The organism is Brevundimonas sp., assembly GCF_035999125.1.
GTDB lineage: Bacteria > Pseudomonadota > Alphaproteobacteria > Caulobacterales > Caulobacteraceae > Brevundimonas.
Genome location: NZ_DASYGX010000007.1, coordinates 292908 through 318144 on the forward strand (window position 1 = coordinate 292908; position 25237 = coordinate 318144).

Below are 25237 nucleotides of genomic sequence, written 5' to 3' on the forward strand. Positions count from 1 at the left end.
CCCCGCGCATCCTCGTCGTCGAGGCGCGCTTCTATGACGATCTGGCCGACGCCCTGCTGGACGGGGCGACGGATGCCCTGCGCGCGCGGGGCGTGGCCCATGACGTGATCACCGTGCCGGGCGCCCTGGAGATCCCGCCCGCCATCGCCCTGGCCGAAGAGGCCGGTCGCTATCCGACGGCGCCGCGCTACGACGGCTACGTCGCGCTGGGAACCGTGATCCGGGGCGAGACCTACCACTTCGAGATCGTGGCCGATCAGTCGGCGGCGGGGATCATGCAGCTGGGCCTCAAGGGTCTGGCGATCGGCAACGGCGTGCTGACGACCGAGGACGAGGATCAGGCCTGGGCCCGCGCCCGGCGCAGCGAGGGCGACAAGGGCGGCTTCGCGGCCCGCGCCTGTCTGGACCTGATCGACCTGAGGAAGCGGCTGCGCGTGGGACTGAACGGATGAGCGAAGCGAACAGCCTGTCGGCCGTCATGGCCCAGCTGGAAGAGGCGGAGAAGGCCAAGGTCGAGCAGGGCCTGACCGGCCGCCAGCGCCGCGCGCGCACCGTCGCCCGGCTGGCCGCCGTGCAGGCGCTGTACCAGATGGAACTGGCCGGCGAGGGGGTCGAGACCGTCATCGACGAGTTCGCCCGCCACCGCTTCGACCGCGACATCGAGGGCCTGACCCTGGCCGAGGCGGACGAGGAATGGTTCGCCGGCCTGCTGCGCGGCGTGGTGTCGGGCCAGGCGGCGATCGACAAGGCCGTGACCGCGCGGCTGGCCAGCGGCTGGAAGCTGGAGCGGCTGGACGCCACCGTCCGAGCCCTGCTGCGCGCCGGCGCGTGGGAGCTGCGCGAGAAGCGCGACGTGCCGCGCGAGATCGTCATCGACGAATACGTCGAACTGGCCAAGGCCTTCTTCGACGAGGCGGAGGCCAAGTTCGTCAACGCCGCCCTGGACGGCGTGGCCCGCGATGCCCGCGATTGACGTCGCCGGGGAATTCGAGACCATCGAGCGGCTGCTGAAGCCGCTGGCCCATCCCGAGTACGCGCGCGGCCTGACCGACGACGTGGCGGTGCTGCCGTCGCGGTCGGGCTTCGACCTGGTTCTGACCCAGGACGCCATCGTCGAGGGCGTGCACTTCCTGCCGGATGACCCCTTGGGCACGGTCGCGCAGAAGCTGCTTCGGGTGAATCTGTCGGACCTGGCGGCGAAGGGGGCGGAACCCTTCGGATACCTGCTGACCTGCGCCTGGTCGCCGCGTTGCGGCTGGCCCGAGCGCATGGCCTTCGCCGACGGCCTGAGGGCGGATCAGAAGACGTTCGGCGTCGCCCTGATGGGCGGGGACACCGTCTCGACGCCCGGTCCGCTGACCTTTTCCGCCACCCTGCTGGGATGGGCGCCGAAAGGTCGGGCAGTCGGTCGAGCGGGAGCCCGGTCCGGGGATCTGCTTTTCGTCACGGGCACGATCGGAGACGGAAAGTTGGGACTGCAGGCCGTACAGAACCGTCTGTCGCTGGAGTCCGAGCGCGTCGCGGCGCTTGCCGAGCGGTACAGGCTCCCTTCGCCGAGGGTCGAATTCATCGAAGCGATCCGCGCGCACGCCACGGCGTCGGTGGACGTGTCCGACGGCCTGATCGCCGACGTCGGCCGTGTCGCCTTGGCCTGTGGGTTGGCCGTCGATCTGGATCTCGAGCCCCTGCCGCTGTCGGCCGCCGCCGACGCCTGGTTTCAGGGCCGCGTCGATCCGGAAGGCGCCCTGATCGACCTGGCGACGGGCGGCGACGACTACGAGATCGCCTTCGCGGCGCCGCCTGCGGCGGAAGCGGCCCTGAGGCGTGAGGCCGAACGGCTGCACCTGCGGCTGACGAAGCTGGGGCGGTTCGTGACGGGTGACGGCGTGACGGCGCGCTGGGGCGGCAGGCCGGTGGCGATCGCCAAGCCGGGCTTCACCCACGGCTGACTTGGAGCGCGGCCCTCCAAGGTCCGCGAAGCCGTCGAGAGTCCGAGTCGCGGACCTGGAGGTCCGCGCTCCTGAGGAGTGGGGCAACGGATTTCTAACTTCGTTCGGGCAGGGTGCGCTCATGATCCGTCGCAGCCTCCTGACCGCCGCCGCCGTCCTCGGCCTCGCCCCGCGCGCCCACGCGGGCGGCGAGGAGGAAACCGCGAGCGTCAACATCGCCGGGGTGGGCCTGCCGGTCATCGCCGGCGGGCGGGTGCGGAACTACGTCTTCGTCAGCCTGAGGCTGCACCTGGCGCGTGGGGCGGACGCCACGGCGATCCGCAACAAGGACGCCTTCTTCCGCGACGCCCTGGTCCGCGCGGCGCACCGGACGCCGTTCACCGTCGCCGACGACTGGACCCGGCTGGACGCGCGCGCCATGTCGACCTCCCTGGTGCAGTCTTCCGTCCGCATCGTCGGCGCGCGGCAGGTGACGCGCGTCGAGATCGTGGCGCAGTCGCCGCGCCGTCGCACGGGCGTCCGCGCGTCCTGAATTCCGTTCATCCTGCCCATTGCGCCGCGCCGCCGGGGGTGGCACGGTTTCGCCGCAATTCCCCATGGACGCACCGCTCGCGTCCGACGCGCACGGGGGGACCGGAAGGCGGAAGAAGGCCAATCAGGCCCGCCGCGCCAAGGGTCCGGGCGCCCGAAACGCAACAGGATTTGGAAACGTCATGACGAACTATCTGTGGCTGGTCATAGCCGCAGGCGCTCTGGGGGTGCTCTACGGCGCCGTCCAGACCGCCAGTCTGCTGAAAGCTTCGACCGGCACCGACAAGATGCGCGAGATCGCGGCCGCGATTCAGGAAGGGGCCTCGGCCTATCTCAAGCGCCAGTACACCACCATCGGCCTCGTGGGCGTGGTCATCCTGATCGCCGCCTGGCTTCTGATCGGGCAATGGGCCGCGATCGGCTTTCTGATCGGCGCCGTGCTTTCCGGAGCAGCGGGATACGCCGGCATGCTGATCTCCGTGCGCGCCAACGTCCGCACCGCCCAGGCCGCGTCCGAGAGCCTGTCCAAGGGCCTGGATCTGGCCTTCCGGTCGGGCGCCATCACCGGCCTGTTCGTGGCCGGCGGCGCGCTGCTGGGCGTGGCGGGCTATTACGCCCTGCTGACCGAGGGCCTGGGCCTGGAACGGACGGGGCGTGAGGTCATCGACGGCCTGGTCGCCCTCGGCTTCGGCGCCTCGCTGATCTCCATCTTCGCGCGTCTGGGCGGCGGCATCTTCACCAAGGGCGCCGACGTCGGCGGCGACATGGTCGGCAAGGTCGAGGCCGGCATCCCCGAGGACGATCCCCGCAACGCCGCCACCATCGCCGACAACGTGGGCGACAACGTCGGCGACTGCGCCGGCATGGCGGCGGACCTGTTCGAGACCTACGCGGTGACCACGGTCGCCACCATGGTGCTGGCGGCCATCTTCTTCCGCGGCCAGCCCTATGTGGACGTGATGATGCTGCTGCCGCTGGCCATCTGCGGCGTCTGCATCGTGACCTCGATCGTGGGTTCGTTCTTCGTACGCCTGGGCAAGTCGAACAACATCATGGGCGCCCTGTATCAGGGCCTGATCGTCACCGGCGTGCTGTCGGTGGGCGCGGTGTGGCTGGTGATCAACCAGCTGTTGCCGGGCAACGCGGTCGTCCAGCCCGTCGACGGTGAGGCGATCACGGCCATGAACCTGTTCTGGTCGGGCATGATCGGCCTGGCCGTCACCGCCGCCATCGTGGTGATCACCGAATACTACACCGGCTCGAACTTCCGTCCGGTGCGCTCGGTGGCCAACGCCTCGGTCTCGGGGCACGGCACCAACGTCATCCAAGGCCTGGCCGTCTCTCTGGAATCCACGGCCCTGCCGGCGCTGACGATCATCGTGGGCATCGTCGCCAGCTATCAGTTGGCCGGCCTGTTCGGCATCGCCATCGCCACCACGACCATGCTGGGCGTGGCCGGGATGATCGTGGCCCTGGACGCCTTCGGCCCCGTCACGGACAACGCCGGCGGCATCGCCGAGATGGCCGGCCTGCCGTCCGACGTCCGTCACTCGACGGACGCCCTGGACGCTGTCGGCAACACCACCAAAGCGGTGACCAAGGGCTATGCGATCGGTTCGGCCGGTCTCGGCGCCCTGGTGCTGTTCGCGGCCTACACGTCGGACCTGCAGTACTTCGCCTCGAACCCGGCGGACTATCCCTTCTTCGCCGACATGGGCGCGGTCACCTTCGACCTGACCAATCCCTATGTCGTCGTCGGCCTGCTGTTCGGGGGGCTCTTGCCCTTCCTCTTCGGCGGCATGTCGATGATGGCCGTGGGTCGGGCGGCCGAATCGGTCGTGGCCGAGGTGCGTCGCCAGTTCCGCGAGAACCCCGGCATCATGACCTATGAGGTCAAGCCGGAGTACGGCCGGGCCGTCGACATCCTGACCCGGGCGGCGATCAAGGAGATGATCGTGCCGTCGCTGTTGCCGGTGCTGTCGCCGATCGTCCTGTTCGTCGCCGTGCTGTTCCTGGCGGACAAGGCCGACGCCTTCGCCGCCCTGGGCGCCATGCTGATGGGCGTGATCGTGACCGGCCTGTTCGTGGCCATTTCGATGACCTCGGGCGGCGGCGCCTGGGACAACGCCAAGAAGGTGATCGAGGAAGGCTTCACCGACTCCAACGGCGTGCTTCACGGCAAGGGATCCGAGGCCCACAAGGCCGCCGTCACCGGCGACACGGTCGGCGATCCCTACAAGGACACGTCCGGTCCGGCGGTGAACCCGATGATCAAGATCACCAACATCGTGGCCCTGCTGCTTCTGGCGGTGCTGGCCGGCGGCAAGCTGGGCGGCTGATCCGACCCCAGGACCGAAAAGCCCCGGAGAGCGATCTCCGGGGCTTTTCTCATTTGGCCGTGCCTCTGACGTCCGTGACGACGTCCGCACGTGATCAGTCCGGGCGACGCTGGCCGGGGGCGTCTTCGTCGGTGCGGGGCAGCTGACCGCGGCCCACGTTGCCGAGCAACTGCTCCAGGATCGTCAGCTCACGGCCGCGCGTTGGGGTTTCGTTGCGGTTCATGGCCACCTGGCGACCGTCGTCGAGCCCCAGAACGCGAACCGAAGCCACTTGCTCGCCCTCGAACACGATTTCCGTCACGGCGCGCTGCGAGACCTGCGGCAGGTTGAAGGTGTATTTCTCGGTCGTCTGGCTGATGTAGTACCAGATGTCGTCGCCCTCGAAGAGCGAGGTGGCCGACGGCGTGCCCAGCCGGTCGCGCACGGTCGTCTTGGTGTCGGTTCCCACCGCGACGTCGGCCGGGGCCGCCTCGATCACCTGATAGCCGTGGCTGCCGATCACGGGGGCGCAGGCCGCGCCCGTCAGAGCCAGAGCCCCGAGGGCCGAAACGGTCAGAAAGCGGATCATGGACCACTCGTCGTGAAACTGGAGGCTTTGACCTAGCCCGTGCGTCGTCCTAGTTCAACGCCGCGGCGGAAAAGGGGCCGCTGATCATGCTGCAGAGACTCTTCGGGCTGAAGCGACGGCCGGACGCCGCGGACGGACTGTACGCGCAGGCGGTCGATCAGGCCCGCGATCCGGCCTTCTACGGCCGGCTGGGGGTGGCCGACCGCATCGACTCGCGCTTCGACCTCTATGTGCTGCACGTCCAACTGCTCATCCTGCGGCTGCAGGCCGAGGGCGAGGCGGGACGCGATCTGGCCCAGCGGCTGTTCGACGTCTTCGTCTCGGCCCTGGACAACGACCTGCGGGAGCTTGGCGTCGGCGACCTGTCCATAGCCAAGAAGATGCGGAAGCTGAGCGAGCACGTGTACGGGCGGATGAGCGCCTATGAGGCGGGCCTGATCGACGCGGACGAAAGCGCGCTGTCGGAGGCGATCGCGCGCAACGTCGCCCCCACCGGGCCGGAAGCGGCCGCGATTCTGGCGCGATATGCGATGGTCACGCGAGAGCGCCTCGCCGCCCAGTCCGTGGATCAGATGATCACGTCGGCGAACTGGGCCAAGATCGAAGGATGAGCGACGCGCCCCCGCTGAGTGAGCCGATCCGCCTGAACCAGATCGGGGCCGGCCTGACCCGTCGGCTCGAACCCGACGAGGCCCAACGGCGCGCCGTTGCCCGTTGGCTGGACCTCCAGTCGCTTGACGCCTTCGTGGCGGAGATGACGGTGGCGCCGGCCCCCGTCGGCTGGACCCTGAGCGGCCGCATCACCGCCGAGGCGGTGCAGAGTTGCGGCCTGACGCTGGCGCCGGTTCCCGCCCGCATCGACCAGATGTTCCGGATCGCACTGGTCGAGGCCGGTGAGAACGAGGCGTCGGAGGTGGAGGTTTTCCTAGAGGACGACGCGCCCGACCTGATCGAGGACGGCCGCATCGACCTGGGCCACCATTCGGTGGAACAGCTCTCGCTGGCGCTGGATCCGTTTCCGCGTGCGCCGGGCGCGGAGTTCACCCCGCCGGAGGAGTCCGCCGAAATCTCGCCCTTCGCCGTCCTGAAGGCGTTGAAGCGCGACGGGGACGGCGCCTGAACTTGACCTTGCGTCGCCATATTGCATCCGGCGGGCGCGCCGCTATCGTCCGCCGCCCGCGCCGGACCCGGGCCGAAGGAGGCTCCAGGCTTGCCTGATCTCGTCACCATCTCCGTCGACGCCATGGGCGGGGACCACGGCCCCGCCGTGACCGTGCCCGCCGTAGCGGCCTATTTGCGTCGGGCGGGCGGCGCCGGCGTGCGCTTCCAGCTGCACGGGGACGAGGCCGCCATCCGGGCCGAGCTGGCCAAGCTGGCCCTGGCCGGCGACGTCGTCGAGGTGCGGCACACCGACAAGGTCGTGGCCATGGACGAGAAGCCCGCCCAGGCCATGCGGCGCGGCAAGGGTTCCAGCCTGTGGAACGCGATCGAGGCGGTCAAGTCGGGCGAGGCCCAGGCCGTCGTCTCCGCCGGCAACACCGGCGCCCTGATGGCCATCTCCAAGCTGATCCTGCGCATGTCGGCGCATGGACTGGAGCGCCCGGCGATCGTCGCCAGCTGGCCCAACATGAAGGGTGGGATCACGGCGGTGCTGGACGTCGGCGCAAACGTCGAAAGCGACGCCGAGCAGCTGGTCGAGTTCGCCATCATGGGCGAGGCCTTCGTCGAGGCCGTGCACGGCGTGAAGCGGCCGAAGATCGGCATCCTGAACGTCGGCTCCGAGGACATGAAGGGCCACGAATCGGTGCGCGAGGCGGCGCGGTTGCTGCGCGAGGGCGGCTTCGGCCTGGCCTATGAGGGCTTCGTCGAGGGCGACGACATCGCCAAGGGAACGGTCGACGTGGTCGTGACGGACGGCTTCACCGGCAACATCGCCCTGAAGACGGCCGAGGGGGTGGCCCGATACATCTTCGCCCAGTTCAAGGGCGCGCTGACGTCCGGCGTGATGGCCCGCACGGGCGCGCTTCTGGCCTTGCCGGCACTGAAGCGGATGCGTCAGCGCATCGATCCCAGCGCGATCAACGGCGGGCCGTTGCTGGGCCTGAACGGCATCGTGGTGAAGAGCCACGGCGGCGCCGACGCCCGCGGCTTCTCGAACGCCGTGCGCATCGCCGTCGAGCTGGCGCGCAGCGACTATCTGACCAAGGTCGGGGCCAATCTGAACCGACTGACCGCCGTGCTGGCCGAACCGGCTCAGGAGACCCCCAAGTGAGCGTGATCCGCAGCGCGGTGACCGGCGTCGGCGCGTTTCTGCCCGAACAGGTCGTGACCAACGCCGATCTGAGCCAGATCGTCGACACTTCCGACGAATGGATCGTCGAACGGACGGGCATCCGCCAGCGCCACCGCGCCCGCGACGACCAGCCGACCAGCGATCTGGCCGTCGAGGCCGCGAAGAAGGCCTTGGCGGCGGCCGGCAAGACGGCGGCGGACGTCGATCTGATCGTCGTCGCGACGACGACCCCGGACATGACGTTCCCGGCCACGGCCTCGATCGTGCAGCGCAAACTGGGGGCGCCGACCTGCATCGCCTTCGACGTCCAGGCGGTCTGCACGGGCTTCGTCTATGCCATCAGCGTGGCCGACGGCTTCGTGGCGCGGGGACACGCGAAGTGCGCGCTCGTGATAGGGGCGGAAGAGATGTCGCGTCTGATGGACTGGACCGATCGGTCGACCTGCGTCCTGTTCGGCGACGGCGCGGGCGCCGTGGTTCTGGAGCCCGTCGAGGGGCAGGGAACGCCCGCGGATCGGGGCATCCTGGGCTTCTCGCTGCGCAGCGACGGGACGAAGACCGATCTGCTTTACGTCGACGGCGGCCCCTCGACCACGGGGACCGTCGGCCACCTGCGGATGGCCGGAAACCAGGTGTTCCGCCACGCCGTGGTCAACATCGCCGAGGCCGTGACTTCGGCGGCTGCGGCGGCGGGGATCGAGGTCTCCGACGTCGACTGGTTCGTGCCGCACCAGGCGAACCAACGCATCATCAAGGGGGTGGGCGATCGCCTGGGCCTGGACGAGGCCAAGGTGGTCTCCACCGTCGCTCAACACGCCAACACTTCAGCGGCCTCCATCCCGCTGGCGCTCGACGCGGCGATCCAGGACGGGCGGATCAAGCGGGGCGACCTGGTGCTGCTGGAGGCCATGGGCGGCGGCCTGACCTGGGGCGCCTGCGCGTTTCGCTTCTGAAACGAAAAATGCTCTTTGAAAATCAGTCCACATGGCCCTTTATGGCGGGACAGAAGGGGGCTGGAGGGAACATGTCCGGACAACAGACCGTGACCCGCGCCGACCTGTGCGACGCGGTGCATGACGCCGTCGGCCTGTCGCGGGCCGAGTGCGCCCAGCTGGTGGAGCGTACCCTGGACCTGATCGTCGAGGCGCTGGAGCGCGGAGAAACGGTCAAGCTGTCCGGCTTCGGCGTGTTCCAGGTGCGCGACAAGCGCGCCCGCATGGGCCGCAATCCGAAGACGGGCGTGCCGGCCGCGATCAATCCGCGCCGCGTGATCAGCTTCCGTGCGTCGCAGATCATGAAAAGCCGGGTCCACGACGCCCATCTGGCGGTCTGATCATGCCCAAGGCGCCCGACGCCTTCCGAACCATCTCCGAAGCGTCGGAAGACGTCGGTGTGCCGCAGCATGTGCTGCGGTTCTGGGAGACGAAGTTCGCGTTTCTGACGCCCTTGAAACGGGCGGGCGGACGGCGCTTTTACCGGCCTCAGGATCTGGCGGTGCTGCGGGGACTGAAGCGCCTGCTGCACGACGAGGGCGTGACCATCCGCGGCGTGCAGAAGCTGCACAAGACGCGGGGCCTGAGGGCGGTCGTCGGCGGTGAAATCCTTGAGATCGAAGGCGAGGCGGAGGTCTCCGCGACGGCGCCCGTCGCCTCGGCCAGTCCGGCTATTCTGCGCGTCGCCCTGGCGCGGGTGCTGGCGGCGCGGGCCCGCCTGGACCGGGCCTTGGCGGGCTGAGGATTTTTCCTGAGATCGGGGTTTGCGCTTGGCGCGGCCCCGTCTATAGGGAGCGCCTCTCGGAGCGTGGCGCAGCCTGGTAGCGCACTTGACTGGGGGTCAAGGGGTCGCAGGTTCGAATCCTGTCGCTCCGACCATCTCTCTTGACCCTATGTTCGCGACGCGGCCGCTCACGACTTGAGGGTCGTCGATTCAGAAAACCTGACGCCTTTCCCGGCGATCAGTCCTTGTGCTCCGCCCACTTGATCAGCGGGAACAGCGGCAGGCCCCAGGCGGTGCCGGCGATCACGAAGTAGAGCGCGTCGATCAGGGCCGATTCGGGCAGCAGGTCGGCCACGGCGATGGCGGCCCAGACGTAGACGCCCAGAAAGACCACCATCCCCAGCGAGGCCACGGCGCGGCGGGCGCGGGGCGGCATCAGCGCTTACCCCGGAACAGGAAATGGGCGAACAGGCACAGGACCGCGCCGATCACGCTCCAGCCGACCCACCCCCAGCCGTCCATGGTCCCGGCGGCGAAGACGCGCAGGTGCAGGAAGGCGCCCGAGATCGCGCCGACGCCGCCGACCAGCAGCGCCTGGTCCAGGCTGCGCCGACCCGTCAGTTGGTCCGCGACCACGGCCAGGCCGAGCACGGCGACCAAGGCCACGACGACGTCCAGATGCTCCACTGCGTTTCTCCCGGGTGCGACGCATCGCCCGACGACTCGATCTCGACCCAAAGGGCGGGCATACCGCTTCGCGTCGGACCGCCCGAGGGCGGACCGTCTCTTACAGTGACGGACGTCGAGCGTCGAATGAACCGTATTTTCACGCCGGACCGCGCTCCGGCGGTCGCGATCTGGCTGTTCGGCGTGGCGGCCCTTGTGTTCGCCATGGTCGTGGTCGGGGGAATCACCCGGCTGACCGGCTCGGGCCTGTCGATCACCGAGTGGAAGCCGATCATGGGCGCCCTGCCGCCCCTGAACGAGGCCGACTGGCAGGAGGCGTTCCGCAAATATCAGGAAATCCCGCAGTATCAGACGGTCAACGCGGGCATGAGCCTGGCGGAGTTCCAGGGCATCTTCTGGTGGGAGTGGATGCACCGCCAGCTGGGTCGGTTCATCGGCGTGGTGATGGCCCTGCCCCTAGCTTTCTTCCTCGTGGCGCGCGTGATGCCGCCGCAATGGGGATTTCGCGACTGGGCAATGCCGGATCGTTTAGTCTGGCGCTGCCTCGTCTTGCTGGGTCTCGGCGGGCTGCAGGGGCTGATCGGCTGGTGGATGGTCTCCTCGGGCCTGTCGGAGCGCGTGGACGTCGCGCCGGAACGGCTGGCGACGCACCTGGGGCTGGCTTTTCTGATCTTCGCCGGCCTGATCTGGACGGGTCTGGAGGCCTGGTTCGGCGAGGAGCATTCGCGCTCACCGGTCGGATGGAGCCGGGGGGCGGCGGTCCTGCTGGGCCTGGTCTTCGCCCAATGCCTGCTGGGCGGGCTGGTGGCGGGGGCCAAGGCGGGCTTCATCTACACCGACTGGCCGCTGATGAACGGATCGGTGCTGCCGCCGGTGGACTGGGGGCAGGGCGGGCTGGCCTTCCTGCACGATCCGGCGCTGGTGCAGTTCAATCACCGCCTCATGGCCTACGCCCTGTTCGTCGGGGCCGCCGTCTATGCCGTCCAGGCGTGGCGTTGGCGGCTGGCCGAGGGGCTGGGCGCGGCCGCCTTCGCCCTGTTCGGCGTGGTGGCGGTTCAGGCGGTTCTGGGCGTGATCACCCTGATCCACGTCGTGCCGATCGGCCTGGGCGTGCTGCACCAGGCCGGGGCGGCGGTCGTGCTGGGCGTGGCGACGTGGAACCTGTGGCTGGTGCGGCGGTCCCAGCCCCGGCTGTTCAGCAGCGGGCCGGCGCGATTGCTTTAGCCCTGACCGTCTCCCACGGACCGCGGATGGCCAGCGTCAGGCCGGGGTACATGATGTTGACGAACAGGGTCTGGTCCGGCGCGAAACAGGCGCCGGCGAACTCGGAGTTTCCACGGAAGACGTTGCGGGCGATCGTGTAGACCTTGCCCTCCGGCGTCACGCCCTTGAGGTGGTTGCGGGTCGTCTCGGAGTAGTTGTCCTCGCAGAGGATCAGGTGTCCCCATGGCGCGATCGTGATGTTGTCCGCCATGTTCATCGTCTTCTCGTCCGCGCTCTCGACGAACAGCTGCAGGCGTCCCGGACGGCGGCGCTCGCCGCGCTTGCCTTCGTCCGGAGAGGGCACGTAGCGCAGCACCTGGCCGCGCTTCAGCGGGCCGCCCGTCGTCGCGGTCATGTAGAGCTCGTCCTTGCCCCACCAGATGCCTTCGCCGCGCGCCACCAAAACGGCGCCGGCGGCGTGGCCGCGCTTGCGCAGGTCGCCGTTGGGCGACTCCACGTCCTCCATGTCGATCCAGTCGACCTGGACCCAGTCGCCGACGGCCCAGGTGCGGGCGTCGTGATTGCGGGTGTCGGTCGCGCCGCGCACGACCATGGCCTGCAGCTTGCCGCCCTCGGCCAGCTTGCCCGGCACGTTCGGGATGAAGCGGTAGAACAGGCCGTCGGTCTGATCTTCCGTCAGATAGACGATGCCCGAGCGCGGATCGACGCAGACCGCCTCATGATCGAAGCGGCCCATCGCCTTCAGCGGGACGGGATCGACGAGACCGGGAGCCGTGGCCGGCACTTCAAAGACGAAGCCGTGGGGTTTGGCGACGTCGGCGTCGGCGGGCGTCTCGACCGTTTCCTCGCAGGTCAGCCAGCTGCCCCAGGGCGTCATGCCGCCGCAGCAGTTGGTCGAGGTGCCGGCCAGCGACAGGTGGCGGCGGATCACCTTGCGGGTCTTCAGGTCATAGACCGTCGTGGTCGTGCCGCCAGGCAGGACGCGGCCGTCCTTGTAGGTGTCGTAGGCGCGGTCGGCCGTCAGCAGGTGCAGGCGCTCCTGATGGAAGCCGCCGGGGCCCAGGTTGCGATGCAGGGCGCCGGAGCCCTTCAGTTCGTGATTGCAGACCAGGGCCACTTCGCGATCCGACAGGGGAAAGCAGCCCATGCCGTCCGGCTGGCCGGGCATGAAGAGCCCGTCGTCCATGGTGTCGCCCGCCTGGGACACGACCTCGTAGGTGAAGCCGGCCGGCAGATCGAGCACGCCGTTCGGGTCCTTCACCAGCGGACCATAGCCTTCGACCTCGTTGACGTAGGTCTCGGCCTCCTGCGCCCGCGCGTGGGCAGCGAGGCCGGAGAAGGCGACGCCGGCGGCGCCGGTGGCCATCAGCTGGCGACGGTCGATCAGGTCGAAGGGCATGGAGGACTCCGCGTGTGGCGCGCCTTATGCCGCGCGGAGGGGCAGGGATCATCACGTTTCCATGAAAGCTAAGGTCCGAATGGCGACCAGAATGCCGTACTGTGCGCGGTAATTTAATACCGTACTCAAAATTCTGTTATTTTTCCGTATGATGATGCTGCATCGCCGACCGTGGCGTCGTTGACGCCGCCCGGGGGTTCGTCTATCAGCGCGCCTTCCGTCGGCGGGCCCTTCCGGTCCGGCGCAATCCGTTCACTGGACCCTCCGTCATGCTGAAGAGCACCACGGCTTCGCTGAAGCCGGCCGAGGTCGAGAAGAAGTGGATCCACATCGACGCCGAAGGCGTCGTGGTGGGCCGCCTCGCGACCTTCATCGCCAACCGCCTGCGCGGCAAGCACCGCCCGGACTACACCCCGCACGTCGATTGCGGCGACTACGTCGTCGTGACCAACGTCGACAAGGTTGTGTTCACCGGCAAGAAGACCACCGACAAGGTCTACTATCGCCACACCGGTCATCCGGGCGGGGTCAAGGAGACGACGCCGGCCAAGGTGCTGGGCGGACGCTTCCCCGAGCGCGTGCTGGAGAAGGCCGTCGAGCGGATGCTGCCGAAGGAAAGCCCGCTGGCCCGCAAGCAGATGACGCACCTGCGCCTGTTCTCGGGCAGCCAGCACGATCACGAGGCCCAGAAGCCCGAAACCATCGACTTCAAGGCGAAGTCCACCAAGAACGTCCGGAGCGCCTGAGCATGACCGACGCCACCACCGAAGCGCCGGCCGCGACCGGCTTCGACGCCCTGAAGGGCATGGGAACGGCCGAGGCCGAGACCGTCGTCCACGTCCAGAAGCTGGACGCCCAGGGTCGCGCCTATTCGACCGGCAAGCGCAAGAACGCCGTCGCCCGCGTGTGGGTGAAGCGGGGTTCGGGCAAGATCACCGTCAACGGCAAGGACGTGGCCGCCTATTTCGCGCGCCCCGTGCTGCAGATGATGGTCGCCCAGCCGCTGACCGTCTCGGATCGCACGACGCAGTACGACGTGGTCTGCACCGTCGAGGGCTCGGGTCTGTCGGGCCAGGCCGGCGCCATCCGCCACGGCCTGTCGCACGCCCTGACGCACTATGAGCCGGAACTGCGCAAGGTCCTGAAGCCGCACGGCTTCCTGACCCGCGACAGCCGCGTCGTCGAGCGCAAGAAGTACGGCCGCGCCAAGGCCCGCCGCAGCTTCCAGTTCTCGAAGCGCTAAGCCGTCCACGCGGTTTGGATTTCAGGGGCGCTTCGGGAAACCGAAGCGCCCTTTTTTCTGCCCAGGAACCGGGACATCGGCGTGCACAAAAGCAGGACATCGCGCATGACTCGGGCAGGACGGAGCGTACAAGCCGGACATCCGGGAGCACGGCATTGACCCACACCATCTTCATCGACGGCGAGGCCGGGACCACGGGGCTGGAGATCCGGGAGCGGCTGGAGGCGCGCGCCGATCTGGAGCTGATCCTGCTGGGCGACCGGCGGCGCGACGTGGAGGCGCGGCGTGAGGCGCTCAATACGGCCGACCTCGTCATCCTGTGCCTGCCGGACGAGGCGGCGAAGGAAGCCGTGGCCATGGTCGGGAACCCCGAGGTGCGGGTGATCGACGCCTCGACCGCCTTCCGGGTCGATCCGATGTGGGCCTATGGCTTCCCCGAGCTGTCGCCCGAGCGGCGGGAGCGGATCATGGCGGCGAAGCGGGTGTCCAACCCCGGCTGCTATCCGACCGGCTTCCTGGCCCTGATCGCGCCGCTGGTGCGGGCGGGGATCGTGCCGGCCGACCAGCCGGTCACCGTCAACGCCGTCAGCGGCTATTCCGGCGGGGGAAAGGCCATGATCGCGGAGTTCGAGGCCGGTGGAGATCCCTTCCGCGCCTATGGCCTGACGCTGACGCACAAGCACGTGCCGGAGATGACGAAGCATGCGGGCCTGTCGCGCCCCGTGCTGTTCGCGCCCGCGGTGGCAAACTACCGGCAGGGGATGCTGGTCGAGGTTCCGCTGCATCTGGCGGCCCTGCCGGGCTCGCCGTCGATCGAGGTGGTGCACGGCCGTCTGACCGAAGCCTATGCCGGCGCGCGCTTCGTCGAGGTGGCGGCGCTGGAGGAGACCGAGGCCATGACCGGTCTGACGCCCGAGGGGCTGAACGGCACCAACCGGCTGCGGCTCCACGTGTTCGGCGACCGGGCGGGCGGGCAGGCACGGCTGGTCGCCCTGCTGGACAATCTGGGCAAGGGCGCTTCGGGCGCGGCGGTGCAGAACCTGAACCTGATGCTGGGTCTGGACGAGGGCGCGGGGCTCAGCTGAGAAGGGTCGCCATCGGGCCGCCGAACTTGGCCAGATCTCGATCGAAGGTCATCAGGTCGCGAGCTCCGGCCCGTCGCGCCTCATACAGGATGACGCCGTCCGAGAATCCGGCGCCCGCCTTCAACATGCCGAGACCGGCCAGGGCTGCGTCGCGATCCATCACGACCTGGTCGCTGTCGATCAATCGTCCCATAGCTTCTGCGATCGCCGCTCTGGGCTGACGGTACCGGCTCTTCAACACCCAGACCAGTTCGCACATGACGATGTTCGAGACATAGATCGGCTCGCCCGCCGAAAGCGTGGTCGTGACCGCCGCCGTCTCGGCCGTCTCCTCGCCCAAGATCAGCCGGACGAGCACATTGGTGTCGGCCGCCCTCAATCTTTGCTCTTTTCGTCAGGGTCCGTTCCTATGCTGCGAAGATACTCATCCACGGCGCCTTGAGCGATCCCGTCGTTGATTTCCTCTATCGTGAGCGGGCGCTCCAACGGCGACTTCAGCATGCCGAACAGATCGCTGATGGGCCGCTTGGGCCGAGTCGGAATCAGTTCGAGACCGCCGCGAGGCGTCGGAACGACGTCGATTTGCTCTCCCGGGCCCACGCCCAAGACGTGCAGCAGTTCCTTGCGGAGCGTGATTTGCCCCTTGGACGTGATGGTCAAAGTCGTCATGTCGATCTCCGTGCCGGTAAGGTAGTTCGCGCCTTACCAAATCGCAACGGGGCCCACCCTTGAAACCCTCATCGGTCTCGTCACGTATGTGGAGCATGCGCCAGATCCTGACCGACCGCCGCCGCCTGTTGGCCGGCGCCTCCGCCCTGACCGTCGCAGCCTGCGCGCCCGAAGGCGCGGACGCCCAGGACAGCCGGTATGCGAACTCTCCGTGGCGCGACATCTCTGAGGCGGAATGGCGTCGCCGTCTGCCGGGCCTGAGCTACGACGTCCTGCGGCGCGAGGCGACGGAGCGGCCCTTCACCAGCCCGCTGAACGACGAGAAGCGCGCCGGGACCTATGTCTGCAAGGGCTGCGAGCTGCCGCTGTTCCGGTCGGAGTGGAAGTACGATTCCGGCACAGGCTGGCCCAGCTTCTTCCGCGCGATCGAGACCAACGTCGGCAAGAAGACCGACTACGCCATCGGCATCCCGCGCACCGAATACCACTGCGCCCGTTGCCTGGGGCATCAGGGGCACGTGTTCGACGACGGCCCTCGGCCCACGGGCAAGCGCTGGTGCAACAACGGCGTGGCGCTGAACTTCCGGCCCACCTAGCCACCAAAGGAGCGCGGACCTCCAGGTCCGCGTCGCGCGGCGCAAATTTCGCGGACCTGGAGGTCCGCGCTCCTGAAAGACGATGACGTCAGCGTCGCGCCTTGATCGCGCTTTCCGCCGTCGCGCCGAACAGGACGGCGGCGACGATGACCAGAAGGCCGTAGTCGCGGCCCTGCCAAAACACCGGCACAGCGGCGCAGATCAGGATCATCATCGGGAACAGCGCGGCCCACACCGCCGTGCCGGGCGCCCGTTCGGAGATCAGCGGCGGCCGCTCCGGCCGCTTCATCGCCCGCTCCAGCCGGGGGTTCAGCAGCACGAACCCGCCCGCGCAGATGATCGCCAGCAGCGGATTGCGGATCAGGCCGATCTGCGGGCCGTAGACCGCCGTGGTCAGAACGACCAGCAGCAGGGCGAAGGCGGCGGACAAGGCGAGAAGGGCGTTCGGCTCCAGACGGTTCAAGACTTCACTTTCACATACGATCCCGGGGCCGATTCAAGCGGGGGGAAAGCGCCCTTTTCGGGGTCGCGGGCCGCGACCCAGCCGCCCGACCGGTCGTGCAGCCAGCCGGCCCAGTGCTCCCACCAGCTGCCCGGACGCTCCTCGGCCCCCGCCTGCCATTCCGCCAGGGTCGCGGGCAGGGCGGGGTTCAGCCAGTGCTGGTACTTCCTGGCGGAGGGCGGATTGACCACGCCCGCGATATGGCCCGACCCCGCCAGCGTCAGGGTCACGTCGGCGTTCGAGAAGGCCCGGGCCGAGCGATAGACCGAATTCATCGGCGCGATGTGATCCTCGCGGCTGGCCTGAAAGTACAGCGGGATGGTCACTTTCGACAGATCGGCCTTGATCCCGCCGATCTCAAATTCGCCTTTTGTCAGAAGGTTCTGGCCGTACATGCTGCGGAGATAGTTCAGGTGCAGGGCCTTGGGCATGCGCGTCTGGTCGGCGTTCCAGAACAGCAGGTCGAAGGCCGGCGGATCCTTGCCCATCAGATAGTTGCTGACGAAGAAGGACCAGATCAGGTCGTTGGCCCGCAGCGCGTTGAAGGTGTCCGCCATGGCCGCGCCGGGCAGGACGCCGCCGGCGGCGTCCATCTGTTTCTCGATCTCGGCCAGCCAGTGCTCGTCGGTGAACAGCAGCAGGTCGCCCGCCTCGGCGAAGTCGTGCTGGGCGGCGAAGAAGGTCGCGGCGTTGATCCGGCCGTCGTCGCTTGCGGCCGCATGCGCCAGGGCGGCGCCCAGCAGGGTGCCCCCGATGCAGTAGCCGACGGTGTTCAGCCTTTCTGCGCCCGTCTGTTCCAGCGCCTTTTCGACGGCGCGATGGATGCCCTTCTCCAGATACTGGTCGAAATTCCAGTCGGCCTTGTCGCGGTCCGGATTGACCCAGGAGCAGACGAAGACGGTGAACCCCTGGGCCGACAGCCAGCGGATCATCGAGTTCTCGGGCTGCAGGTCCAGGATGTAGAACTTGTTGATCCACGGCGGAAAGATCAGCAGAGGGATCGCCCGCTGTCCGTCGGTGGCCGGATCGTACTGGATCAGCTCGAACAGCTCGTCGCGCCACACGACCTTGCCGGGCGCCGTGGCCACGTTCACCCCGACCTCGAACCGGCCATAGTCGGCCTGGCTGATCTTCAGCTTGCCCATGCCGCGTTCCAGATCGGCGGCGAAGTTCTGCATGCCCTTGACCAGGCTCTCCCCGTTCGTCTCGGCCATTGCCTTCAACGCCACGGGGTTTGAGGCGAGGAAGTTCGACGGCGAGAAGGCGTCGGTCAGCAGCTTGGTGAAGAACTCCGCCCGCCGCTTGGTGCGGGGATCGACGTCCTCGACCGACGAGACCAGGCCGTTCATCCAGTCGGCGGTGATCAGATAGGACCGCCGCATGACGTCGAACATGGGGTTCTCGGACCAGGCCGGGTCCTTGAACCGCTTGTCGGCGGGCGCCGGGGGCGGGGTCTCGCCGGCCGCCTGACGCGTCGCGCCGGCCCACAGGTCCAGATAGCGGTTGAACAGGTCGGCCTGGGCCGCGAACAGCTTGTCGGGACGCGACGCCAGCCCGGTCATCACCTGGGTCATGGCCGGGCCGACGTTGAACGGGTCGGGAGACAAGGCGGCGGGGCGGTCCGCCTGACTGAGCGCGGCCTCGGCGATCGCGGCCTGGGCCGTCATCGCCGCCTTCGCCAGGTTCATCGACAGCGTCTCGATCATCTCGCGCGAGACCTCGCCCGACGGCGGGGGAGGCGGCGAGAAGCGGAGCTTTTCCGGCTGCGGGGCGGACTTCGGCTCCGGCCGTGGAGGAGGTGAGGCCTGCGGCGCGGCCGCCGTCTTCTTCGGGCGAGGCTTGGCCGAGGTGGGGCGCCCCGGCTTGCGCGGCGCGGCGGGCGGCTGGGTCGTGGTCGGTCGCTTGGCCATGGTCGCTTCCCCGTCTTGATCTTCCGCCGGCCCCGATCATGGCATATGACCGGGCCCGAAATGAACGCGTCGGCAGTGAAAAAGACGGGCCTTCTGATGGCCGGCGCGGCCCTTCTGGCCGTCGGCGGCTGCCGCACGGCGCTGGACACAGCCGAAAGCGCCGATCCGGCCGAGAGCGCACGCATCGCCGAGATCGTCAACGCCAACCGCGTCTATCCCCGGTGGGAGGACTTTCCGAAACGCGGAACGGATGTGCCCACCGTCGATCAGGTCCGATCCGAGGTGGCGGGCCTGCGCGCCGACGCCGCGGCCCTGCAAGGCCAAGTCGCGGGCATGCCCGCGATCGACGACGTCGCGGGCCTGGAGACCGATGTGCGCGCGCGGGTAGAGGCCCTGCCGATCTCGCCTGACACCCAGCGGACCCGCGAACAGCTGGACGCCTTCGCCCGCGATCTGCGCGAGCGCGCCCGCGCGCCGGCGCCCATTCCGCGGCGCTGAGGTCGTCTCGGCCGTCTGAATCTGCGAGCCTGCCCTCGCCAAGGAGAATCACCATGGCCGACACGGCCCACGCCTCGAACCTCGCCGCCGACGCCGCGCGCGTCACCGAACTGGCGGCCATCGCCTCGTACGGCCAGATCGGGCGCGGCGACGAGAAGCACGCCGACCAGCTGGCCGTGGACGCCATGCGCACGGCGCTGAACACGCTGGACATCGACGGCAAGATCGTGATCGGCGAGGGCGAACGCGACGAGGCGCCGATGCTCTACATCGGCGAGAAGGTGGGCACCGGCAGAGGTCCGGCGATCGACATCGCGCTGGACCCGCTGGAGGGCACGACCCTGACGGCCAAGGCCATGGCCAACGCCCTGACGGTGCTGGCCATGTCGCCGGGCGGCGGCATGCTGCACGCGCCGGACACCTACATGGACAAGATCGCCATCGGGCCGGGTCATCCCGCAGGAACCGTCGATCTGGACACTGCCCCGCAGGACAACGTCCGGGCGCTGGCCAAGGCCAAGGGCGTCGCGCCCGACCAGATCACGGTCTGCGTCATGGACCGTCCGCGCCACGCCGAGCTGATCGCGGCCCTGCGCGAGGTGGGCGCCAAGGTGGTGCTGATCACCGACGGCGACGTGGCCGGCGTGATCCACACGACCCAGCCGGAAACGGGGATCGACATGTATCTGGGCTCCGGCGGGGCGCCGGAGGGCGTGCTGGCCGCGGCGGCGCTGAAGTGCGTCGGCGGGCATTTCCAGGGCCGGCTGATCTTCCGCAACGACGAGGAGCGGGCCCGGGCGGCGCGCACCGGCGTGACCGACTTCGACCGCAAGTACGACCTGCACGAACTGGTGTCGAAGGACGCCGTCTTCGCCGCCACGGGCGTGACCAAGGGCGCCCTGCTGGACGGCGTGCAGATGGGCAAGGGCTGGGTGTCCACCCACACCCTGGTCATGGACTCTTCCGACGGCACGGTGCGGCGCATCCGCACGACGCGGCGCGTCTGATGGCCGACGGGGCCCCGCACGGAGCCCTGAGCGCCTTTCTGGGCGTGGAGCGGTCGCTGTCGGGCCGAGCCTGGCGCCAGCGGGCGGCCGAGCCCGAGGTCGTGCGAGGGCTGATGCAGGGCCACGGCCTGATCGAGCCCCTGGCCCGCGCCCTGGCCGCGCGGGGTCAGAACGCGGCGGGCGTGGCCGATTTTCTTGAGCCGACCCTGCGGGCCTGGTTCCCGGACCCGTCCAGCTTCCTGGACATGGACGTGGCGGCCGAGGCGATCGTGGATGCGGTCGCAGGCGGCGCGTCGGTCCACGTGTTCGCCGACTACGACGTCGACGGGGCGTCCAGCGCGGCCCTGCTGGTGCGCTGGTTCCGGGCCATGGGCGCGGATCTGCCGATCTATGTGCCCGATCGCCTGACGGAGGGGTATGGGCCCAGCCCCAGGGCCTTCGACGCCCTGAAGGCGCGCGGGGCCGATCTGGTCGTCACGGTCGACTGCGGCGCGGCGGCGGTGACGGCGCTGGAGCACGCGGCCGAGATCGGACTGAAGGTGGTGGTGGTCGATCACCATCTGATGCGCGCCACGCCGCCGGCTCTGGCCGTGGTCAATCCGAACCGGCCGGGCTGCGGCTCGGGCCAGGGGAATCTGGCGGCGGCGGGCGTGGTCTTCGTGCTGCTGGCCGCGCTGAACCGGGAGGCGCGGCGGCGCGGGCTGTTCGCGGCGCGCCCGGAGCCCGATCTGCGGCAGTGGCTGGACCTGGCCGCGCTGGGGGCGATCTGCGACGTGACCGGCCTGACGGGCTTCAACCGGGCGCTGGCGGCGCAGGGTCTGAGGGTCATGTCGGGGTGGGCCAATCCGGGGCTGAAGGCCCTGCTGGCGGCCGCGGGGGCCGAGCCGGGCCCGGCCGGATCGAACCACGCGGGCTTCATTCTGGGGCCGAGGATCAATGCGGGCGGTCGGATAGGTCGCGCCGACCTGGGGGCCCGGCTGCTGTCGACCGACGATCCGGTCGAGGCGGGCGAGCTTGCCGCCGAACTGCACGCGCTGAACCTCGAACGCCGCGAAGTCGAGAAACAGGTGACCGACGCCGCGGTGCGGAAGGTCGAGGCGGCGGGACATCACGCCGACGACCGATCCGTGGTCGTCGTCGCCGGCGACGACTGGCACCCCGGCGTCATCGGCATCGTGGCCGGGCGTCTTCGCGAGCGCTGGCGCAAGCCGGTGATCGTCGTCGGCGTGGATGCGGTCAACGGCGTCGGCAAAGGATCGGGACGCTCCCAGCCCGGCATGGACCTGGGCCGCGCGGTGCAGGCGGCGTGGGACGAGGGCGTGCTGCTGTCCGGCGGAGGGCACCCCATGGCGGCCGGACTGACCGTGGCGGTGGACCGGATCGAGGAACTCTCCGACTTCCTGCATGCGCGACTGAAGGACCGTCGCGTCGAGGCCGCGGTCCTGGACGCGCTGGAGATCGACGCCCTGGTCGAGCCCCGGGCCGTGGATCGCGCGCTGTTCGACGGATTTCAGAAGCTGACCCCGCATGGTCCGGGCAATCCCGAGCCCGTGTTCGCCATGGAGGGCGTGGTCGCGCGCGAGCCGGCGCCGATGGGGCAGGGGCACGTGCGCTGTCGCTTGACCGGGCCGGACGGCGCCTCGGTTCGGGCCGTCGCCTGGCGCTGCGCCGACCTGCCTCACGGACGCGCGCTGCTGATGGGGCAGGGCGGGCTGGCGGTGGCCGGACGGCTGAAGGCCGACGACTGGAACGGCCGGCGCGGCGTGCAATTCGAGATCGAGGACGTCGCCGATCCGAGAGCCGTCTGAGGGGTTGCACCCTTCGGAATCGGCGGCTATATCGCCGGCTCCCCGCGCAGCGGTCCCTTCGTCTATCGGTTAGGACGTCAGGTTTTCAACCTGAAAAGAGGGGTTCGATTCCCCTAGGGACTGCCAACGCGGGCCTTCTCGCATCGACGGTCAAGACGGCGCGGCATGGCGCGCTTTGGCCGGACGTTGAGAACGACCTCACAGGATCCGCTTGCGGCATAAGTTGACGCAGCGTCCCCCAGTGTTCTGAAACCCAAGTTTTTTCGCTTCCACACCGTTCACGGAACGGTGATAAATGACGTGCCCCGCGTGTTGCGGAGGGGGGGCGTGGACGTGTCGGATTTGGAGGGGGCGAACGCGACCGAAGCGGTCCGCATCGCCGGCAAGATCAAGTGGTTCGATCCCGGCAAGGGATACGGGTTCATCGTCCCGGACGATCCTTCCCTGACCGACCTCAGGGACGTGTTGCTTCACATCTCCAGTCTGAGACAGAGCGGGCTTGAAGCGGCGGCCGAGGGCGCGGCCATACGCTGCGACTGCGTCCGGCGGCCCAAGGGCTGGCAGGTGATCGAAGTCCTGGAGATCGACCAGTCCGTGACGCCGGAGGCGCCGCGTCGCACGGGTTATGACGGACTGCGCGCCAGCGGTCTGATGCCTGAGGCCGCCTCCGACGCCCCCATGGAGCGCGCCGTGGTGAAATGGTTCAACCGCACGAAGGGCTATGGTTTCGTCGTCCGCGACGGAGCCGCGGGCGACATCTTCGTGCACGTCGAGACCTTGCGCCGATGCGGGCTTGACGACCTCGTGCCCGGTGAGGCCGTATCCGTGCGGTTCGCCGAGGGGCCCAAGGGCCTGGTGGTGGCGGAGATCAGGCCGGGCGGCTGAGGCGTCGCCCCGCGAAAGGCGAGGCGAGCATGTTCGATCGACGACTGGTTCTGGCGGCGGCCCTGGTGACGGCGTTGGGGGCGTGCGCGGGCGATGCGGCCGGACCCAAGGACCAGGACGGCAACCCGCTGGAGAAGCTGACCGTGGTCACGTCCTCGGGCGAGCACGAATTCTGGGTCGAGATCGCCGACGACGACGAGGAGCGCCAGCGCGGCCTGATGTTCCGCCAGCCGCTGGCCGACGACCGGGGCATGCTGTTCCAGTTCCCGAACGCACAGGAGCGCGGGTTCTGGATGCGCAACACGCCCAGTTCGCTGGACATCGTCTACGTCGCCGCCGACGGCCGCATCGTGTCGATCGCCAAGCACACGACGCCCTATTCCGAAAGCACCTATCCGTCGAACGGCCCCGCCAAGGGCGTGCTGGAGACCCGCGCCGGCCGCATGGACGAGATCGGGGCCAAACCCGGCGACGTGATCCGACATCCGTTCTTCGGCAACTGACGTCGTTGCCCCATCGGGCCGGTCATGGCAGAAGGCGCACCCTTCCGTCGGGGTGTGGCGCAGCCTGGTAGCGCATCTGCTTTGGGAGCAGAGGGTCGCAGGTTCGAATCCTGCCGCCCCGACCAAGGGTCAGTGATCGGAGACCGACATGTTCGCGCGCATCTATCGTCCCGCCCGCACCGCCATGCAGTCCGGCAAGGCCAAGACGCGCGAGTGGCGGCTGGAGTTCGAGCCCGCCACGGCGCGGTTCCTGGATCCGCTGACCGGCTGGACCGGGTCGACGGACATGAACGGGCAGGTCCGCCTGACCTTCGACAGCCAGGAAGAGGCCGTCGAATACGCCCAGCGTCACGGCATTCCTTTCCGCGTGCAGACGCCTCAGGAGCCCGCGCCGATCCTGAAGGCCTATTCCGACAACTTCGCCACCGGCCGCAAGCAGCCCTGGACGCACTGATCATTCTTGTCTGCGCCCATCGTTCGTGACGCGGTCACTCGCTGCTTGAGGCACGACATGGGTCGGATGGGGTGGCTCGCTGCTTGAGCCGCGGGGCACGCGCAGGTATCGCCGGTGAAGGCGCCCGTAGCTCAACCGGATAGAGCATCCGCCTTCTAAGCGGACGGTTGCAGGTTCGAGTCCTGCCGGGCGCGCCATCTCGATCTCAGCGGGTTGCGGTGCGGGCGAGGGGGGCTATGGTCGCCGCCGCGATGTTGCGCCTTCCGCTTTCCGTTCCGATCCTGGCCGCCCTGGCGCTCGGCGCGTGCGGCGACCGCGCTCAGGACGCCGATCCCGCGCGACGGGAGGATGCGGCGGCGCCGGCGGCGACCGCCCGGGTCGAGGCTCAGGAGAGCGCCACCCTGCGGGCCGTCAAACGACGCGGGCGCCTGAACTGCGGCGTTCACGAAGGCCTCGTCGGCTTCGCCTACACCGACAATCGCGGCCAGTGGCGCGGCTTCGACGTCGATTTCTGTCGCGCCCTGGCCGCCGCCGTCCTGGGCGATCCGGACGCCGTGCGATTCGTGCCCCTGAGCAACCGCGACCGGCTGGCGGCGGTGCGGGACGGACGCGTGGACGTCCTGTGGCGCAACACCAGCTGGACCATGACGCGCGACGTCAGCGACGGCGTCGCCTTCGCCGGCGTCAACTATTTCGACGGCCAGGGCTTCCTGGTGCGCCGCTCGCTGAACCTGACCAGCGCGACGGAGCTGAACGGGGCGCGGGTCTGCGTGCAGGGCTCATCGACGTCTCAGCTGAACTTGGCCGACTGGTTTCGACAGCGCGGCATCGCCTACGAGCCCGTCGTCTTTCCGGGCGAGGAGGAGGCACGGCAGGCCTATGCCCGCGAGGAATGCGACGCCTTCACCGCGGACGTCTCGGCCCTGGCGGCGGCCCGGACGACCTTGGCGAACCCGGAGCAGCACGCCATCCTGCCCGACGTCATCTCCAAGGAGCCGCTGGGGCCCATAACGCGCCGCGGCGACGAGGGCTGGACGGCCGTCGTGCGTTGGACCTTGAACGGGCTGATCCTGGGCGAGGAGCTGGGCGTGACCCAGGCCGTCGCGCGGGGACGCGCCGAACCCCGCGACCCCCGTGCGCGCCGGCTTCTGGGGCTGGACGGGGACTTCGGCCCGATGCTGGGGTTGAAGCGCAGCTGGGCGCGAGACGCCCTGGCCTCCGGCGGACACTACGGCGAGATCTTCGAACGGAACGTGGGCACGGATTCTCCGCTCGACCTGGCGCGGGGTCTCAACGCACAATGGAACGCTGAGCCGGGCGGGCTGATGTACGCCCTGCCGATTCGATAGCGCGGGCCCGCGGGCCGGCAGG

Annotated in this window: 31 protein-coding genes and 4 tRNA genes; 27 read left to right on the forward strand and 8 right to left on the reverse strand. The window is 69.0% G+C overall.

The features are described 5' to 3' along the window. Positions 1 to 8 precede the first annotated feature (8 nt). The 5 genes from ribH to VGN45_RS07035 all read left to right on the forward strand — a co-directional run bounded on the left by ribH (position 9) and on the right by VGN45_RS07035 (position 4819). Complete coding sequence (gene ribH / locus VGN45_RS07015; protein ID WP_414643415.1) at positions 9 to 452, forward strand: 6,7-dimethyl-8-ribityllumazine synthase; 444 nt, start codon at positions 9 to 11, stop codon at positions 450 to 452. Continuing rightward, positions 449 to 973: a transcription antitermination factor NusB gene (gene nusB / locus VGN45_RS07020; protein ID WP_327460759.1), complete on the forward strand. Its 525-nt coding sequence runs from the start codon at positions 449 to 451 to the stop codon at positions 971 to 973. Before ribH ends, nusB begins: the two co-directional genes overlap by 4 nt. Next, positions 960 to 1949 carry a thiamine-phosphate kinase gene (gene thiL, locus VGN45_RS07025; protein ID WP_327460761.1) on the forward strand — a complete coding sequence of 330 codons (990 nt, stop codon included), beginning with the start codon at positions 960 to 962 and terminating at the stop codon, positions 1947 to 1949. Before nusB ends, thiL begins: the two co-directional genes overlap by 14 nt. A gap of 121 nt (positions 1950 to 2070) precedes the next feature. Then, positions 2071 to 2481, forward strand: coding sequence for a hypothetical protein (locus tag VGN45_RS07030; protein WP_327460763.1), 411 nt, complete (start codon positions 2071 to 2073; stop codon positions 2479 to 2481). Between the two features lie 181 nt (positions 2482 to 2662). After that, positions 2663 to 4819 carry a sodium-translocating pyrophosphatase gene (locus VGN45_RS07035; RefSeq protein WP_327460765.1) on the forward strand — a complete coding sequence of 719 codons (2157 nt, stop codon included), beginning with the start codon at positions 2663 to 2665 and terminating at the stop codon, positions 4817 to 4819. 94 nt (positions 4820 to 4913) lie between these two features. Here the strand turns inward: VGN45_RS07035 and VGN45_RS07040 are convergent, their stop codons facing one another. Next, a complete protein-coding gene (locus VGN45_RS07040) occupies positions 4914 to 5387 on the reverse strand; it encodes an outer membrane protein assembly factor BamE (RefSeq protein WP_327460767.1) in 474 nt (157 codons plus the stop codon). Between the two features lie 86 nt (positions 5388 to 5473). On the opposite strand from VGN45_RS07040, the gene VGN45_RS07045 reads away from it, so the two are divergent. From VGN45_RS07045 to VGN45_RS07075, 7 genes are all read left to right on the forward strand, one after another. Continuing rightward, positions 5474 to 5998 (forward strand): ubiquinol-cytochrome C chaperone family protein, encoded by a 525-nt coding sequence (locus tag VGN45_RS07045; protein WP_327460769.1) that lies wholly within the window; start codon positions 5474 to 5476, stop codon positions 5996 to 5998. Then, positions 5995 to 6507 (forward strand): DUF177 domain-containing protein, encoded by a 513-nt coding sequence (locus VGN45_RS07050; protein ID WP_327460771.1) that lies wholly within the window; start codon positions 5995 to 5997, stop codon positions 6505 to 6507. The genes VGN45_RS07045 and VGN45_RS07050 overlap by 4 nt, the downstream gene beginning before the upstream one ends. Positions 6508 to 6597: 90 nt before the next feature. Next, positions 6598 to 7659 carry a phosphate acyltransferase PlsX gene (gene plsX, locus VGN45_RS07055; protein WP_327460773.1) on the forward strand — a complete coding sequence of 354 codons (1062 nt, stop codon included), beginning with the start codon at positions 6598 to 6600 and terminating at the stop codon, positions 7657 to 7659. After that, positions 7656 to 8633: a beta-ketoacyl-ACP synthase III gene (locus tag VGN45_RS07060; protein WP_327460775.1), complete on the forward strand. Its 978-nt coding sequence runs from the start codon at positions 7656 to 7658 to the stop codon at positions 8631 to 8633. The genes plsX and VGN45_RS07060 overlap by 4 nt, the downstream gene beginning before the upstream one ends. A 71-nt stretch (positions 8634 to 8704) precedes the next feature. Further along, a complete protein-coding gene (locus VGN45_RS07065) occupies positions 8705 to 9013 on the forward strand; it encodes an integration host factor subunit alpha (protein WP_327460777.1) in 309 nt (102 codons plus the stop codon). Positions 9014 to 9015: 2 nt separating this feature from the next. After that, positions 9016 to 9414, forward strand: a complete 399-nt coding sequence (locus VGN45_RS07070; protein ID WP_327460779.1) for a MerR family transcriptional regulator — start codon at positions 9016 to 9018, stop codon at positions 9412 to 9414. A gap of 60 nt (positions 9415 to 9474) precedes the next feature. Further along, positions 9475 to 9551 (forward strand) — tRNA-Pro (locus VGN45_RS07075). A gap of 83 nt (positions 9552 to 9634) precedes the next feature. Here VGN45_RS07075 and VGN45_RS07080 read toward each other — a convergent pair. Both VGN45_RS07080 and VGN45_RS07085 read right to left on the reverse strand, forming a co-directional pair. Next, the gene (locus VGN45_RS07080; RefSeq protein ID WP_327460781.1) at positions 9635 to 9832 is read right to left on the reverse strand and encodes a DUF2842 domain-containing protein; all 198 of its coding nucleotides are present in this window, start codon (positions 9830 to 9832) and stop codon (positions 9635 to 9637) included. Then, complete coding sequence (locus VGN45_RS07085; RefSeq protein ID WP_327460783.1) at positions 9832 to 10083, reverse strand: transglycosylase; 252 nt, start codon at positions 10081 to 10083, stop codon at positions 9832 to 9834. Before VGN45_RS07085 ends, VGN45_RS07080 begins: the two co-directional genes overlap by 1 nt. A 126-nt stretch (positions 10084 to 10209) precedes the next feature. On the opposite strand from VGN45_RS07085, the gene VGN45_RS07090 reads away from it, so the two are divergent. Next, positions 10210 to 11307, forward strand: a complete 1098-nt coding sequence (locus VGN45_RS07090) for a COX15/CtaA family protein (protein WP_327460785.1) — start codon at positions 10210 to 10212, stop codon at positions 11305 to 11307. Here the strand turns inward: VGN45_RS07090 and VGN45_RS07095 are convergent. Next, positions 11279 to 12706: an alkaline phosphatase PhoX gene (locus VGN45_RS07095; protein WP_327460787.1), complete on the reverse strand. Its 1428-nt coding sequence runs from the start codon at positions 12704 to 12706 to the stop codon at positions 11279 to 11281. The two genes, VGN45_RS07090 and VGN45_RS07095, sit on opposite strands and share 29 nt — an antisense overlap. A gap of 272 nt (positions 12707 to 12978) precedes the next feature. Between VGN45_RS07095 and rplM the strand changes: the two genes are divergently transcribed. The 3 genes from rplM (at position 12979) to argC (ending at position 15034) form a co-directional block, all read left to right on the forward strand. After that, on the forward strand, positions 12979 to 13452 hold the full coding sequence (rplM, locus tag VGN45_RS07100) for a 50S ribosomal protein L13 (RefSeq protein ID WP_327461248.1): 474 nt from the start codon (positions 12979 to 12981) through the stop codon (positions 13450 to 13452). A gap of 2 nt (positions 13453 to 13454) precedes the next feature. Further along, complete coding sequence (gene rpsI / locus VGN45_RS07105) at positions 13455 to 13949, forward strand: 30S ribosomal protein S9 (protein WP_414643402.1); 495 nt, start codon at positions 13455 to 13457, stop codon at positions 13947 to 13949. 155 nt (positions 13950 to 14104) lie between these two features. Then, the gene (gene argC, locus VGN45_RS07110) at positions 14105 to 15034 is read left to right on the forward strand and encodes an N-acetyl-gamma-glutamyl-phosphate reductase (RefSeq protein WP_327460789.1); all 930 of its coding nucleotides are present in this window, start codon (positions 14105 to 14107) and stop codon (positions 15032 to 15034) included. On the opposite strand, the gene VGN45_RS07115 is transcribed toward argC, so the two are convergent. Next, positions 15027 to 15413, reverse strand: coding sequence for a type II toxin-antitoxin system VapC family toxin (locus tag VGN45_RS07115; RefSeq protein WP_327460791.1), 387 nt, complete (start codon positions 15411 to 15413; stop codon positions 15027 to 15029). The two genes, argC and VGN45_RS07115, sit on opposite strands and share 8 nt — an antisense overlap. Next, the gene (locus VGN45_RS07120) at positions 15410 to 15703 is read right to left on the reverse strand and encodes an AbrB/MazE/SpoVT family DNA-binding domain-containing protein (protein ID WP_327460793.1); all 294 of its coding nucleotides are present in this window, start codon (positions 15701 to 15703) and stop codon (positions 15410 to 15412) included. The genes VGN45_RS07115 and VGN45_RS07120 overlap by 4 nt, the downstream gene beginning before the upstream one ends. A 95-nt stretch (positions 15704 to 15798) precedes the next feature. Here VGN45_RS07120 and msrB point away from each other — a divergent pair, with 95 nt between their 5' ends. After that, entirely contained in the window at positions 15799 to 16299 is a 501-nt protein-coding gene (msrB, locus tag VGN45_RS07125; protein WP_327460795.1) for a peptide-methionine (R)-S-oxide reductase MsrB, read from the forward strand. Positions 16300 to 16387: 88 nt separating this feature from the next. On the opposite strand, the gene VGN45_RS07130 is transcribed toward msrB, so the two are convergent. Together VGN45_RS07130 and phaC are read right to left on the reverse strand one after the other, a co-directional pair. Continuing rightward, positions 16388 to 16762 carry a hypothetical protein gene (locus VGN45_RS07130; RefSeq protein WP_327460797.1) on the reverse strand — a complete coding sequence of 125 codons (375 nt, stop codon included), beginning with the start codon at positions 16760 to 16762 and terminating at the stop codon, positions 16388 to 16390. Then, positions 16759 to 18711, reverse strand: a complete 1953-nt coding sequence (gene phaC / locus VGN45_RS07135; protein WP_327460800.1) for a class I poly(R)-hydroxyalkanoic acid synthase — start codon at positions 18709 to 18711, stop codon at positions 16759 to 16761. The genes VGN45_RS07130 and phaC overlap by 4 nt, the downstream gene beginning before the upstream one ends. A gap of 75 nt (positions 18712 to 18786) precedes the next feature. Here phaC and VGN45_RS07140 point away from each other — a divergent pair, with 75 nt between their 5' ends. The 10 genes from VGN45_RS07140 (at position 18787) to VGN45_RS07185 (ending at position 25215) form a co-directional block, all read left to right on the forward strand. Beyond that, complete coding sequence (locus VGN45_RS07140) at positions 18787 to 19209, forward strand: hypothetical protein (protein ID WP_327460802.1); 423 nt, start codon at positions 18787 to 18789, stop codon at positions 19207 to 19209. 53 nt (positions 19210 to 19262) lie between these two features. Further along, a complete protein-coding gene (gene glpX / locus VGN45_RS07145; protein WP_327460805.1) occupies positions 19263 to 20216 on the forward strand; it encodes a class II fructose-bisphosphatase in 954 nt (317 codons plus the stop codon). Beyond that, on the forward strand, positions 20216 to 22024 hold the full coding sequence (gene recJ, locus VGN45_RS07150; protein WP_327460807.1) for a single-stranded-DNA-specific exonuclease RecJ: 1809 nt from the start codon (positions 20216 to 20218) through the stop codon (positions 22022 to 22024). Before glpX ends, recJ begins: the two co-directional genes overlap by 1 nt. Positions 22025 to 22075: 51 nt before the next feature. Next, a tRNA-Glu gene (locus tag VGN45_RS07155) sits at positions 22076 to 22150 on the forward strand. Between the two features lie 207 nt (positions 22151 to 22357). Further along, the gene (locus tag VGN45_RS07160) at positions 22358 to 22909 is read left to right on the forward strand and encodes a cold-shock protein (RefSeq protein WP_327461252.1); all 552 of its coding nucleotides are present in this window, start codon (positions 22358 to 22360) and stop codon (positions 22907 to 22909) included. 29 nt (positions 22910 to 22938) lie between these two features. Beyond that, positions 22939 to 23412, forward strand: coding sequence for a DUF192 domain-containing protein (locus tag VGN45_RS07165; RefSeq protein WP_327460809.1), 474 nt, complete (start codon positions 22939 to 22941; stop codon positions 23410 to 23412). 48 nt (positions 23413 to 23460) lie between these two features. Then, positions 23461 to 23537 (forward strand) — tRNA-Pro (locus VGN45_RS07170). Positions 23538 to 23560: 23 nt separating this feature from the next. After that, entirely contained in the window at positions 23561 to 23866 is a 306-nt protein-coding gene (locus VGN45_RS07175; protein ID WP_327460811.1) for an ETC complex I subunit, read from the forward strand. 120 nt (positions 23867 to 23986) lie between these two features. Further along, a tRNA-Arg gene (locus VGN45_RS07180) sits at positions 23987 to 24063 on the forward strand. 54 nt (positions 24064 to 24117) lie between these two features. Continuing rightward, the gene (locus tag VGN45_RS07185; protein ID WP_327460813.1) at positions 24118 to 25215 is read left to right on the forward strand and encodes an amino acid ABC transporter substrate-binding protein; all 1098 of its coding nucleotides are present in this window, start codon (positions 24118 to 24120) and stop codon (positions 25213 to 25215) included. The last annotated feature ends 22 nt before the right edge of the window (positions 25216 to 25237 follow it).